General features: G+C 72.6%; 11 protein-coding genes. 9 read left to right on the top strand and 2 right to left on the bottom strand.

The window, feature by feature from the left end; all coding sequences use genetic code 11:
- The first annotated feature begins 11 nt into the window (after window positions 1-11).
- Genes ACWEVN_RS07415 through ACWEVN_RS07400 form a run of 4 tightly spaced genes read left to right on the top strand, consistent with a single transcriptional unit; the run spans window position 12 to window position 3639 of the window.
- Window positions 12-491, top strand: a complete 480-nt coding sequence (locus tag ACWEVN_RS07415; protein WP_452050618.1) for a nuclear transport factor 2 family protein — start codon at window positions 12-14, stop codon at window positions 489-491.
- Window positions 488-1678, top strand: coding sequence for a hypothetical protein (locus ACWEVN_RS07410; protein WP_452050617.1), 1191 nt, complete (start codon window positions 488-490; stop codon window positions 1676-1678). The genes ACWEVN_RS07415 and ACWEVN_RS07410 overlap by 4 nt, the downstream gene beginning before the upstream one ends.
- Window positions 1675-2463 carry an SDR family oxidoreductase gene (locus ACWEVN_RS07405; protein WP_452050616.1) on the top strand — a complete coding sequence of 263 codons (789 nt, stop codon included), beginning with the start codon at window positions 1675-1677 and terminating at the stop codon, window positions 2461-2463. Before ACWEVN_RS07410 ends, ACWEVN_RS07405 begins: the two co-directional genes overlap by 4 nt.
- Before the next feature lie 9 nt (window positions 2464-2472).
- A complete protein-coding gene (locus ACWEVN_RS07400; RefSeq protein ID WP_452050615.1) occupies window positions 2473-3639 on the top strand; it encodes a sulfotransferase family protein in 1167 nt (388 codons plus the stop codon).
- On the opposite strand, the gene ACWEVN_RS07395 is transcribed toward ACWEVN_RS07400, so the two are convergent.
- The gene (locus ACWEVN_RS07395) at window positions 3629-4822 is read right to left on the bottom strand and encodes a nucleotide disphospho-sugar-binding domain-containing protein (protein WP_452050614.1); all 1194 of its coding nucleotides are present in this window, start codon (window positions 4820-4822) and stop codon (window positions 3629-3631) included. The two genes, ACWEVN_RS07400 and ACWEVN_RS07395, sit on opposite strands and share 11 nt — an antisense overlap.
- A gap of 38 nt (window positions 4823-4860) precedes the next feature.
- On the opposite strand from ACWEVN_RS07395, the gene ACWEVN_RS07390 reads away from it, so the two are divergent.
- Window positions 4861-5496, top strand: coding sequence for a TetR/AcrR family transcriptional regulator (locus ACWEVN_RS07390; RefSeq protein ID WP_452050613.1), 636 nt, complete (start codon window positions 4861-4863; stop codon window positions 5494-5496).
- On the opposite strand, the gene ACWEVN_RS07385 is transcribed toward ACWEVN_RS07390, so the two are convergent.
- Complete coding sequence (locus tag ACWEVN_RS07385) at window positions 5476-7143, bottom strand: EAL domain-containing protein (protein ID WP_449684337.1); 1668 nt, start codon at window positions 7141-7143, stop codon at window positions 5476-5478. The two genes, ACWEVN_RS07390 and ACWEVN_RS07385, sit on opposite strands and share 21 nt — an antisense overlap.
- Before the next feature lie 128 nt (window positions 7144-7271).
- On the opposite strand from ACWEVN_RS07385, the gene ACWEVN_RS07380 reads away from it, so the two are divergent.
- The 4 genes from ACWEVN_RS07380 to ACWEVN_RS07365 all read left to right on the top strand — a co-directional run bounded on the left by ACWEVN_RS07380 (window position 7272) and on the right by ACWEVN_RS07365 (window position 13253).
- Window positions 7272-7619, top strand: a complete 348-nt coding sequence (locus ACWEVN_RS07380; RefSeq protein ID WP_003071258.1) for an ArsR/SmtB family transcription factor — start codon at window positions 7272-7274, stop codon at window positions 7617-7619.
- Window positions 7616-8248, top strand: a complete 633-nt coding sequence (locus ACWEVN_RS07375; protein ID WP_452050612.1) for an SRPBCC family protein — start codon at window positions 7616-7618, stop codon at window positions 8246-8248. Before ACWEVN_RS07380 ends, ACWEVN_RS07375 begins: the two co-directional genes overlap by 4 nt.
- Window positions 8249-8440: 192 nt before the next feature.
- A complete protein-coding gene (locus tag ACWEVN_RS07370; protein WP_449684339.1) occupies window positions 8441-10003 on the top strand; it encodes a deoxyguanosinetriphosphate triphosphohydrolase family protein in 1563 nt (520 codons plus the stop codon).
- A gap of 364 nt (window positions 10004-10367) precedes the next feature.
- Window positions 10368-13253: a S8 family serine peptidase gene (locus tag ACWEVN_RS07365; RefSeq protein ID WP_449684340.1), complete on the top strand. Its 2886-nt coding sequence runs from the start codon at window positions 10368-10370 to the stop codon at window positions 13251-13253.
- The last annotated feature ends 45 nt before the right edge of the window (window positions 13254-13298 follow it).

The following is a 13298-nucleotide window of genomic DNA, read 5'->3' as shown; positions in this document are numbered from 1 at the left end:
ACGCTGTGTGCATGGACCTGGGCGTGCTCGAAGAGATCAAGCGGCTGAAGTACCGGTACCTGCGCGGGGTGGACCTGAAGCTGTGGGACGAGGTGGCCGACACCTTCACCGTCGACGCCACGGCCGACTACGGGACCCGGGCGGTCGGGAGTGAGGGCAAGCAGTTCGAGGGCCGCGACGCCATCGTCGAGTTCCTCACCCAGAGCCTCGGCAACGGCATCATCACGGTGCACCACGCAGCTCAGCCCGAGATTGAGGTCGACGGCGACACCGCGACCGGGCGGTGGTCGTTCACCGACAAGGTCATCGTGCCCGACCACAAGGTGATCATCGAAGGCGCCGCGTTCTACGAGGACACCTACCGCCGCGACCACGACGGCGCCTGGCGGATGACGCACATCGGGTACGTCCGGACCTACGAATCGATGATGTCCTGGGAGGCCATCCCCGGCTACCGGCTGCTCGCGAACCGCTGGGCCGTGCCGGCATGATCGAGAACGAGTTCTCGTTGACCCGGTCGTTCGCCGACGCCATCGTCGAGGCCGAGAAGCTGATCGCCGAAGCCCCGCCGGCGCAGACCGAGCAGGGCCTGCTGGAGGGCTACGACTACCTCGCCGGCAGCATCCGCGCGTCGCTGCAGATGGCCTGGGCCTACCAGCGCGACTTCCCGTACTTCACCGCGTCCACCGGGCCGTACACGAAGATGGGCCTCGACAACCCGGACACGCTGTACTTCAACGCGAACATCCGCGCCGACCGCGAGTACCTGGTCACCGGCGTCCGGGGCAGCACCGCCGACCTGAGCTTCCAGGTCCTCAACGGCGACTACTCGCCGGTGGAGGTGCCCGACAGCCTCGCCGCCTTCGACGACCGGAAGCTCGAGATCGGCCCGGACGGCCGGTTCGAGCTGCGCTTCGGCCCGGCCCGAGAAAACCCGGGACCGAACTACTTCGTCCTCGGCGAAGGCTCGTCGATGCTCGTCGTCCGCGAGGTCTACAGCGACTGGGCGACCGAACGCCGCGGCGAGATCCGCATCCGGTGCGTCGACACCGCGGGCCAGGCGCCGCCGGTGCCGGATCGGTCGGCGCTGGCGAAGCGCTACGGCGTCACCGGCAAGATCCTGCTGAGCCGGCTCAAGACGTTCCTGGCCTTCCCGAAGTGGTTCTACTACGACCTGCCGGTGAACACGCTGACCGAGCCGCGCTCCACGCCGGGCGGGCTGACCACGCAGTTCTCCTCGGCCGGGCACTACGAGCTCGGCCCGGAAGAGGCGATGATCGTCACCGTGCCGCGCTGCGCGGACGCGCCGTACCAGGGCATCCAGCTCGGCAGCCTCTGGTACGTCTCGCTCGACTACATCAACCACCAGACGAGCCTCACCGCCGACCAGGCCCGCGTCGACCCGGACGGCAGGATCCGGTTCGTGCTCGCCGAACGCGACCCCGGCCTGGCGAACTGGCTGGAGCTGACCGGCCACGACCGCGGGTACGTGCAGATCCGCTGGCAGCGGGTGGCCCGCGACCTCGGCCCGGACGACGGCCCGGTCGTCGAGGTGGTCAAGACCGACGAACTGCCCGACCGCCTGCCGTACCACGCCGACGCGCGGGTGACGCCGGAGCAGTGGGCGGCGCGGATCGCGGCCCGGCAGGACGCCGTCGCCGCCCGGATGCTGGGGTGAACGTGGAGAACGTGTTGCAGGGCAAGGTGGTCGTCGTCTCGGGCATCGGGCCCGGGCTCGGCCGGTCGATCGCCGTGCGCAGCGCGCAGGCGGGCGCGGACGTCGTGCTCGCCGCGCGCACCGAGTCGCGGCTGAGCGAGGTCGCGAAGGAGGTGACCGACCTCGGCCGCCGGGCGGTCGCGGTCCGCACCGACATCGACGACGCGGACTCCGCCGCGAACCTGGTGAACGAGGCGGTCGAGGCGTTCGGCCGGGTGGACGCGGTGGTGCACAACGCCTTCGCCGTCCCGCCGTTGACCGATCTGGCCACTGTGGACTTCGACGCCGTCCGCGCCGGCTTCGAGACCGCGGCGATTTCCGTGCTCCGGCTGACCCGGCTGTTCCTGCCCGCGCTCAAGGAGAGCAAGGGTTCGCTGGTGATGATCAATTCGGCGGTGCTGCGGCATTCGCGGCGGACGTTCGGTGCCTACAAGATGGCGAAGTCGGCGCTGCTGTCGCTGTCCCAGAGCCTCGCCAGCGAGCTGGGGCCGGACGGCGTGCGCGTCAACACCGTGGCGCCCGGGTACATCTGGGGGCCGAACCTCCAGTGGTACTTCGCCTACCTGGCCAAGGAACGCGGTATCACACCGGAGGACGTCTACGCCGAGACGGCGTCCACAATAGACCTGCGCAAGCTGCCGGAGCCCGACGAGATCGCCGACGCGGTGGTGTTCCTCGCCTCCCCGATGGCGCGCGCGATCACCGGGCAGTGCCTCGACGTCAACGGCGGCGAGTACCACCACTGAGGAGGACCCATGCGCCCCGGCCGGGAAGACGTCGGCACCTTCGACGACCTGCACGCCTCGGCGTCGAAGCTCACCGGGCTCGACGACTTCGGCGCGGACGAGTACGCCGAGGGCCTGCGCGTGCTGCTGGAGTCGTACGAGGCCGACGAGGAACTGACACCCTACGGCAACAAGGTGCACCGGGCGATGCTGCGCGGCGCGCTGGTGGCGCGGCTGCTGAGCGAGGCGTCGTGGAAGCAGAACCCGGCGTACGCGGACGTCCGCATCGAGCGGCCGATCTTCGTCACCGGGCTGCCCCGCACGGGCACGACGGCGCTGCACCGGCTGCTCGCCGAGGACCCCGCGCACCAGGGGCTCGAAGTGTGGCTCGCCGAGGTCCCGCAGCCGCGGCCGCCGCGGGAGAGGTGGGCGGACAACCCGATCTTCCAGGGGATCCAGGCGGGGTACGAGCGCCACCACGTCGAGCACCCGGAGTTCATGGGTGTCCACCACATGTCCGCCGACCAGGTGGAGGAGTGCTGGCAACTGCTGCGCCAGTCGATGCGGTCGGTGTCGTTCGAGTGCCTGGCGCACCTGCCGCGGTATTCGCGCTGGCTGGCCAAACAGGACTGGACGGACGCCTACGCCCGGCACCGGCGCAACCTGCAGCTGATCGGGCTGCCGGACGCGGGCAAGCGCTGGGTGCTCAAGAACCCGAGCCACCTGTTCGCCCTGGACGCGCTGATGGCGAACTACCCGGACGCGCTGGTGATCCAGACGCACCGGGCACCGAGCACGATCATGGCGTCGATGTGCAGCCTCGCCGAGAAGGCCGCGGACGGCTGGTCGTCGAAGTTTCGCGGCGAGGTGATCGGCCGAGGCCAGCTGGAGCTGTGGGCCCGCGGAGCGGACGAGTTCGGCTGGGCCCGCGCGCGCCACAACCCGGCGCAGTTCTGCGACGTCCGGTACGAGGACTTCGTGGCGGACCCGATCGGCACGGTGTCCACTGTGTACGACCACTTCGGACTGGAGTTCACGCCGGAAGCCCGCACGGCCATGACGGCGGTGCACGAGGCGAGCCGGACGGGGGAGCGCAAGCCGGTGCACCGCTACAGCCTGGCGGACTTCGGCTTGACGCCCGGGGAGGTCGACGAGCGGTTCGCGAGCTACCTGTCCGCCCACGAGTTCAGCCGGTGATCAGCTCGACGACCTCGGCCGTGGTCGGTCCGGCGGCCATCTCCCCGGCCAGCTCCCGCGCCCGATCCCGGTAGCGCGGATCGTCCAGCACCGCGCGAACCGCCCGCCGCAGCATCCGGGGCGAGGCCGAAGCGCGGGCGTGGCCGATCCCGGCTCCGGACCAGGCGACCCGGGCCGCGACCTCGCGCTTGTCCTCGCTCGCCCCGACCACGACCAGCGGCACCCCGTAGCGCAGCGCGTGGTTGACGCCGCCGTACCCGCCGTTGGTGACCACCGCGGCGCAGCGGGGGAGCAGCTCGTCGTACGGCAGGAGGCCGGCCACCCGGACGTTGTCCGGCAGCGGGCCCGGCCGCAGCCGTCCGCCGCCGGTCGTCGCGACGACCAGGACGTCCTCGCCGGCCAGGGCGTCGATGGCCGGCTCGACGAGGCGGCCGAGGTCGTCGTTCGCGATCGTCCCCTGGGTCACGTGCACCACCGGGCGGCCGCCGTCGAGGTCGGCCCACCACGGCGGCAGCGGGTGCTCGCTCGCCGCGCTGACCGTCGTCGGCCCGATGAAGTGCAGCGGCACGCCCGGCCGCGGGTACTCGAAACCCGGGCAGGTCATCTGCAGGACGCCGTCGCTGCGCAGGGGCCAGTCCGTGAATAGCATGCCCGGGTCGCCGCCGAGGAGGTCTTTCACCAGCTCCTGCGCCGGGCGCGTCACCCACGGCGCCAGCGTCCTGAGGATCGCGCTGCGCAGCGGGTGCCCGGGCGGGCCGGTCGGGACGGGCGGCATGAACGGCAGGAACCCCAGCGTAAGCACGCGCGGCCGCCGGGCGCGCCGAACCAGGGCCAGCCCGGCCATCATCAGCGGATCGCAGAGCACGACGTCGGCGTCCTGCGCGTCGATCACGCTCAGCTGCGCGGGCATGGCGCGGACGAAGTGGGTCAGCTCGAACCGGGCGAGTTTCGGCCCGCTCAGCCCGGCGCGGCCGGGGATCGTGCCGTCCAGGTCCGTCTCGTCGAAGTCGGCCTCCGCGGGCAGGACGGCGACGGTGGCGCCCAGGTCTTCGAACGTCCGCCGGTAGCGCGCCCCGGTGACGACGGTGACCTCGTGCCCGGCCGCGACCAGCGCCTCGGCGATCGGCTTGGTCGGCCCGACGTGGCCGCGCGCGGGCTGCACGCCGACGAGTACGCGAGTCATGGCTCCCCCTTTGAGCGATACGCTGTACTATTCAATTGATGACGATACCCGAAGGCGCGCGACGCCGGTACGAATCGCCGGTGCGCGAGGAACGCGCGCGGCGAACCCGGGCCCACGTGGTGGCGACGGCGGGGAAGCTGTTCGCTGCACGCGGTTACGGGGGCACGAGCATGCGGCAGATCGCGGCGGAGGCGGGCGTGAGCCTGGAGACGGTGACGCAGACGGGCCGCAAGCCGCAGCTGCTGCTGGCCGCCTTCCGCGACGGCTTCGCGGGCGACCCGGACGCGATGAACCTGGACGCCCTCGCGGGCCCGCCCGGCCCGGCGGACCTGCCGTCGGTGGTGGCCCGGGTGGCGGCGGGACTGCGCGGCTCGTTGCCGATCTGGCGCGCGTTCACGACGGCGGCCGCGGCGGATACCGAGGTGGCGGCGGTCCGCGCGGAGCTGGCGGTGGCGCGCCGCGCGGAGATCGCCGAGCGGCTGCTGGCGGCGGGGCTGGCGGGAGGCGGGTCGATCGGCCGCCTGGCGGACGCGATCGGGCTGCTCATGTCCCACGAGGCGTACGACCACCTGACGGCGGTGTGCGGCTGGACGCACGAGGAGTACGTCACCTGGGCGGCGATGGCCGTCCCGGCGCAGCTCACCCTCGACTGGTCAGCCGGCGGCGGCCTGTAACCCCCGGGTGCCGATGCCGCGCAGCACTTCCACCCGCTCCGCGCCCGGGCGGCTCAGCACCCAGCTCGACCCCGGCACCGCCTTCGCACGCTTCTTCAACGGCGCCAGCAGCCGCGAAACCTCCTGGTACGACCCGATCGCCCCGCTCGCGCACACCAGGGTCGCCAGCGAGACCGTCACCGGCAGGCCCTCCGCCGACCACGCCCGGTCCAGCAGTGCCCCCGCCACCGTCGCGATCTCGTCGACGTCGCAGACCACCAGGAAGTCGTCGCCGCCCACGTGGCTCACGCGCATGCGCCGCAGGCCGCCGGCCAGTTCCGTCAGCGCGGCGCCCAGCTCGCGGATCAGGTTGTCGCCCGCCGCGAAGCCGGCCGTGTCGTTGATCGCCTTGAAGCCGTCGATGTCCAGCCAGGCCGCCACGAACGGCTCGCCGATCGTGATGCGGCGGGCGACGTCGCGGGCGATCGTGTCGCTGCCCGGCAGGCGGGTCAGCGGGTTCAGCGCCGCCGCCGCTTCGACCTTCGCCTCGGCCACGCCGCGGACCACCTCGGTCACCAGCACCACGCCGAGGCAGCGGCCGAGCTCGTCGACCACGACCACGTCGTCGCCGGTGCGGCCCCAGTCGGCGTCGGTGACCAGCTCGAGGAACTCCATCGCGCCCGCGCGGGCCTCGATCGTGTGCGGCGTGTCCGCGAGCCGGGCCGCCGGGCGCTTCGCGTGCAGCGCGTGGCCGTACGGCCCGGTGACCGCCACCAGGAACCGCGTCCGGTCGACCGACCAGCGCGGCCGGTTCAGCTCGTCCACGCCGATCACCCCGGACGGCGCGTCGGCCGCCGCGAGCACCGCGCGGACTTCGTCGCAGGTCGCCGTTTCCGGCAGCGTCGTCGCCGGGCGGAGGAAGTCGCCGACGCACGGCGCCGGCGCCCCGGTCGTGGGACGGCCGCGCGTGAGCAGGGCCGGCGCGGGACCGGCCGCGGTCGGCGGCGCGAGCAGGTGCCCCTGCGCGATCCGGACGCCCAGGGCGCGGACGGCGTCGAGCTGCTCGCCGGTCTCCACGCCCGTCGCGACCAGCCGGGTGCCGGTGCGGTTCGTGTAGTGCAGCAGCGCCTCGGCCACGGCGACCGACGCCTGGTCGTCCGGGAGCCCGCGCAGCACGGTCCGGTCGAGCTTCACCAGGTCGATCGGCGCCTCGACCAGCAGGCCGAGCGGCAGGTCGCCGCGGCCGAGGCCGTCGAGCGCGATCCGGAAGCCGAGCTCGGTGAGCTCCCGCATCCCGGCGAGGGCGCGGCCGGCGGGCAGCGGCGCGAACGGCGGGCCGATCTCCAGGACGACGTCGCGGGTGCGGCGGCCCGCGTCGCCGAGCTCTTCGAGGAGGTCGTCGTACATCGACGGCGGCGCGGCCAGCGTGCGCGCCGAAAGGTTGAGGTGCAGGGGGAGCGACGTCGGGTTCTCCGCGTCCTGCCGGACGGCGGCGACCGCGAGCCCGATGTCGGCTTCGGCGAGGCGGCCGTCGCGGCGCGCCTGCGCGAGCAGTTCCGGGACGGTTCCGCGGCCGGGCCTGGCCAGCGCTTCGTGCGCCACGACGCCTCCCGTGTGGAGGCTGTACAGCGGCTGGAAGGCGAAGCGGACCGCGCGTGGCGACTTCACGGCCCCGATCGTCGCGGGTCACGCGGCGAAGCGGAACCGATGTCGGCTGATGTTCACCGTGGGTTACCCACATCGGCGTAACTGCTTCAGTGTTGACTTATATAAGTAGCTGCTTGTAGCTTGGCGGGGTGCACGCGTTCGACGTCCTCGGCGACCCGGTCCGCCGCCGGATCCTCGAGTTGCTGGCCGACGGCGAGCGGGCCGCCGGCGCGGTGACCGAGGTGATCCGGGCCGAGTTCGGCATCTCGCAGCCGGCCGTGTCGCAGCACCTGAAGGTGTTGCGCGAGAACGGGTTCGCCGTCGTCCGCCAGGACGGCACGAGGCGGCTGTACGCGGTCGGCCACGCGCCGCTGCGGGACATCGACGGCTGGCTCGACCGGTTCCGCCGGTACTGGACGCCGCCGCTGGACGCGCTGGCCACCGAAATCGCCCGCGGCAAGCGTGCCCGGCGCCTCACCGAAGGAGAAGGTTCGTGATCGACGTCAACCACCAGATCAGCGCCGTCCGCCGGACGCTCGGCGACCGGGTGCTCGAGGGGAAGGAGGCCCGCGTCCTCACGATCAGCCAGGTCTACGACACCGACCTCGACGACCTGTGGGACGCCTGCACGAACCCCGAGCGCATCCCCCGCTGGTTCCTGCCGGTCAGCGGCGAGCTGAAGGTCGGCGGGAAGTACCAGCTGGAGGGCAACGCCGGCGGCACGGTCGAGCGCTGCGACCCGCCGAAGAGCTTCGCCGCGACGTGGGAGTTCGGCGGCAACGTCAGCTGGATCGAGGTGCGGCTGACGCCGGAGGGTTCGGGCACCCGGTTCGAGCTGGAGCACGTGGCGCACGTCGACGAGCGCTGGGACGAGTTCGGCCCGGGCGCGGTCGGCATCGGCTGGGACGGGGCGCTGGTCGGCCTGGTCCTGCACCTGCGCGCGCCGGGCACGGCCGTCGACCCCGAGGCGGCGATGGCCTGGATGATGTCGGCCGACGGCATCCGGTTCATGACGGCGTCGAACGAGGCCTGGTACGAGGCCGACGTCGCGGCAGGCGCGGACCCGGCCCAGGCCCGCGCGGCGGCCGACCGCACGCTGAAGGCGTACACCACGCCGCCCGAGTGATGCCCGGCGGAACTCGCGTGATCCAAGCCGGAACTCGCGTGATTGAAGCCGGAACTCGCGAGTTACGGCTTCAATCACGCGAATCACGGGCCTGATCACGCGGGATACGTGTTCGAACACCCGAGACCAGAGGGTCGACACGGTGGTGGCTCGGCCGCCGTTCGGGGGAACCTGCGGGATAGGGTCGGGCGCATGGATCAGGAGACCGACCCGCGGGCCGCGCGGCGCGATCCCGTGGCGAACGTCGGCGGGTTCACCGACCTGGCGACCAGCCCGTTCCGGATCGACCGCGACCGGATCGCCGCGTCGCCGTTCTTCGCGCGGCTCGGCGGCGTGACGCAGGTCGTCAGCGCCGGCGGGGCCGGGCTGCTGCACAACCGGCTGACCCACAGCCTCAAGGTCGCGCAGGTCGCCCGCGCGATCGCCGAGCGGATCACCGGCGGGCCCGACGCCGGCCTCGCCGACAAGCTGGGCGGCTGCGACCCCGACGTCGCCGAGGCCGCCGCGCTCGCCCACGACCTCGGGCACCCGCCGTTCGGGCACCTCGGGGAGCAGACGCTCGACCGCATCGCCCGCCACCGCTTCGGCCTCGCCGACGGCTTCGAGGGCAACGCGCAGACGTTCCGGATCATCACCACCACCGACGTGCGCGGGCCGTCGGCGATCGGGCTGGACCTGACCGCCGCCGTGCGGGCCGCCGTCCTCAAGTACCCGTGGCTGCGGCTGCACCACCCCGCGCCGCACCCGTCGGAACTGGCCGTGCCGCCGCGCGGGGCGGCCGAGCCGGGCGACCTGCCGGGCACCGGCGCGGCCAAGTTCTCCGCCTACGCCACCGAACTCGACGACTTCGAGCAGGCGCGCGCGGCCTTCGCCGGGCGCGTCGAGGGCTGGCAGCAGACCGTCGAAGCGTCCGTGATGGACACCGCCGACGACATCGCCTACGCCATCCACGACCTGCAGGACTTCCACCGCATCGGCGTCCTGCAGCACGCCCCGGTCGCCGCGGAGCTGGGGGAGTGGCTCGAGCACGCGGCCGAACTCGTGTCGCTGGACGACGAGACGCTGCACGCGGACCTGCGCCGCCCGGGCCGGTCGCTGGAGCGCCTCCGCCGCCGCATGCACGCGAAGGACGCCTGGATCGTCGATGACGACGCGTTCGCCGCCGCGGTGGCGCGGGTGCGCGCGGAGCTGGTCGACGGGCTGCTGGCCGGCGAGTTCGACGGCTCGATCGAGGCCGAGCAGGCCACGGCGGCGTTCTCCGCGAACTGGACGTCCCGCCTGGTCGACGGCGTGTTCCTGCTGGCCTCGCCGTCCACCCGCACCGGGCACGTGTCGCTGCGGCCCGCCCAGTGGCACGAGGTTCAGGTGCTCAAGTTCGTGCACCGCCGGTTCGTGCTGCTGCGCCCGGACCTCGCCCTGCACCAGCGCGGCCAGGCCGGAGTGGTGACGAGCCTGGTCGACGCGCTCGACGCGTGGCTCCTCGACCGCGACGAGGTGTCCCGCCTGCCGCGCCGGCTGCACGACCTGGTCGAGCTGGCCCGCGCGGAGTACGCCGGGCTGGCGCGTTCGGCGCCGGAGCTGCTGGTGGGCGCGACGGGCGAGCCGGTGACGGGGGCGGACGCGGTGCGCGGGCTCGCCCGCGGCCGGGCGGTGGTCGACTTCGTGGCGTCGCTGACGGACAAGCAGGCGGTGACGCTGCTGGACGCCCTCTCCGGGCGGGCCGCGCAGCCGTGGTCGGATTCGTTCGTGCTCTGAGGGCGCCGTAACTAACTTTCCCGGCCGGCTCGGCGGTTGCACGGTCCGGCGTGTTGCTTGTGGACGTCCCAGCCGGACGTCCCACTTCGTGATCACCCTTGCGGGCGGTGGTGGGACGATCATTTGTCCGGTGCGTGTCCGGTGACCGGTTCACCGCTGCGCTGAACGGCCTACGTCGTCCGGCCCATTCGGGAAATTATCCGTCCTTTGTCACTCGAACGGCTGATGTTTACGGAGAACTCCCGGTACTTAGCTGGGTTCAGCCGGTGATCACCGGCGTCGGTCAGCGTGAGTCGGGGCACGCGCCTTGGAGATTCGGAGGGCGCCCGTGCGTCGTACCCGTTCCACGAGATCGAGATCCACTGTGTTCACCGCCGGAGCCGCGGCCCTGCTCGCCGCGCTCGGCCTGGTTTCCCCGCCCGTCGCGGGGGCCGCACCCGCGTCCGGTCCGGACGCGTTCAGCGAAACCGCTCAGCAACAGATCGCCGCCCTGCAGGCGGTCAAGGCGGGCCGCACCGCCGCCGAGTCCAAAGTGGACAGCAAGCTGCTCGTCGCCGAAAAGGGCGTGGGGAAGCAGCTGAACGCACTGCAGTCTGGGGCCACCGTTTCCGCGGCCGGGACCGTCCTGGTCGACATCCGCGCGAGCAAGGTCTCGCCGGACCTCCTCGCCGGGCTGACCAAGGCCGGGGCGGGCATCCGCGCGGTGTCCGACCGCTACGGCAGCGTCCGCGCCGAAGTCCCGCTGGCCAAGGTCGGCGAGATCGCCGCGCGCGACGACGTCAAGCGCGTCGAGCAGGCCGACCAGGCGATGACCGCCCGGGAGCTCGCCACGCCGGCGACGTCCGGCAAGTCCGACACCAAGACCGAAACCAAGCAGCAGAAGGCCGATCGCATCGCCGGCGAGCTGCAGAAGGCCGTGGCCGCCAAGAGCCGGCGCAGTGCCGCCGCGGCCGCGCCGCTGGTCAGCGAAGGCGACCGCGCCCACAACGCCGACCTCGCCCGCCAGCAGTTCGGCGTCACCGGCGTCGGCGTCAAGGCGTGCGCCCTGTCCGACGGCGTCGACTCCCTGGCCGCTTCGCAGGCCAAGGGCGAACTCCCGCCGGACGTCGACGTCATCGCCGGCCAGGAGGGCGACGGCGACGAGGGCACCGCGATGCTCGAGATCATCCACGACCTCGCGCCCCGCGCCGCGCTCGGCTTCGCCTCGGCGTTCAACTCCGACGCCAGCTTCGCGGACAACATCCGCAAGCTGCGCTTCGAGTCGCACTGCGACGTCATCGTCGACGACGTCATCTACTTCAAGGAATCGCCGTTCCAGGACTGGATCATCGCCCAGGCCGTGAACGACGTGACCGCCGACGGCGCGCTGTACTTCTCTTCCGCCGGCAACGAAGGCAACGTCACCAGCGGCACCGCCGCGCACTGGGAAGGCGACTTCGTCGACTCCGGCAAGTCGGTCGGCAAGTTCGCCGGCACCGCGCACAACTTCGCCGGCGCGGCGGGCAACCAGATCTACGAGCCGATCTCGAACGCGTCCTCGGCCAACGTGCCGGTGACGCTGCACTGGTCGGACCCGCTCGGCGCGTCCGCGAACGACTACGACCTCTACCTGCTCAACTCCGCGGGCGCGGTCGTCAGCTTCAGCCAGGACGTCCAGACCGGCACCCAGGACCCGTACGAGCGCGTCACGACGCCGGCCTTCGGCGGGACCGGGCTGCGCCTGGCCATCGTGAAGTTCTCGGGCCAGAACCGCTACCTGTCGCTTTCGGCGCTGCGCGGCCGGTTCTCCGACTCGGCCGACGGGCTCAAGGCCTACAACACCCCGGGCGTGACGGTCGGCCACTCGGCCGCGCGGGACGCCTTCAGCGTCGCGGCCGCCCCGGCGGCCAAGGCGTTCGGCCGGGCACTGGAACCGGGCGACCCGGCCAACCCGGCGGGCCCGTACCCGGGCGCGTTCAGCGGGGCCACCAAGGCCGAGCGGTTCTCCTCCGACGGCCCGCGCCGCGTGTTCTACGAGGCGAACGGCACGCCGATCACCCCGGGCAACGTGTCCTCGACCGGTGGTGAGGTCCGCAACAAGCCGGAGATCACCGCGGCCGACGGCGTCACCACCAGCGTGACCGGGTTCAACCCGTTCTTCGGCACCTCGGCCGCCGCCCCGCATGCGGCCGCCATCGCCGCGCTCGTGCTGTCCGGCAACCCCGGCCTGCCGCCCGCGGAGGTCCGGGAGGCGCTGATCAACACCGCGATCGACATCGAAACCCCGGGCCGCGACAACTTCACCGGGGCCGGCGTCATCCTCGCGGACAAGGTGCTGGCCTACACCGGTGCCAGCCCGCAGCCCCTCGCGGTGGCCAAGCAGCCGACGGTCACCCCGGCCGACGGCGGCTCGGCGCTCGACCCGGGCGACACCGCCAAGGTGACGCTGCCGGTGACCAACGACGGCGACGGCACCGCGGTGTCCACCAGCGTCGTGCTCACCAGCCCGACCCCGGGTGTCACGGTGGCGCCGCGGTCGAAGTCCTACGGCACCATCAGCCCGGGACAGACCGGCGTCAACGACTTCACCATCACCGTCCCGGCGAGCCAGCAGCTCGGCGTGCCGGTGGTGCTGAACGCCCGCGTCACCTTCGCGGGGGCGCACTCGCCGACGACGACGTCGTTCTCGCTCCCGGTCGGCACCCCGTCGCCGGTCGCGCAGGACTTCGCCTATACCGGCGCGCCGGTGGACATCCCGGACAACAGCCCGGTCGGCGCGTCGGTGAGCATCCCGGTCACCGGGGTCGGCCGCGCGTCCAAGGTGACGTTCTCCGTGGACGGCACCACGTGCAGCACCGACCCGACCTCGACCGCGGTGGGCCTGAACCACTCGTACGTCGGTGACCTGGTCGGCACGCTGACCGCGCCCTCCGGGGCGAAGGCCACCGTGTTCCAGCGCAACGGCGGTTCGGGCAAGAACCTGTGCAAGGTCGTCTTCGCCGACAGCGCGGCGGCCGCGTTCAGCACGGTGACCTCGGCCAACGCGCCGTTCACCGGCTCGTGGCGGCCGACGCAGGCCCTGACCGGCAACCTCGCCGGCGCGGCCGCCGACGGCACGTGGACGTTCGCGGTGGTCGACGCGGCCGGCGGCGACGCCGGTTCGATCCGCTCGGTCGCCCTGCACATCAACGGGTTCGTGCAGCCCCCGGCGGCCGGAGCGCCGTCGAACGTCCGGGGCGTGACCAACAACGGCCCGGTGCACCCGCTGTAAGCCCCAAGCGCCCCAATGTGGCGTTCGGTGCGTCAGACGCACCGA

This window comes from Amycolatopsis sp. NPDC003861 (assembly GCF_053605405.1).
The sequence above is the reverse complement of the archived record's forward strand: the minus strand, read 5'-3'. Positions and strand labels throughout refer to the sequence as shown.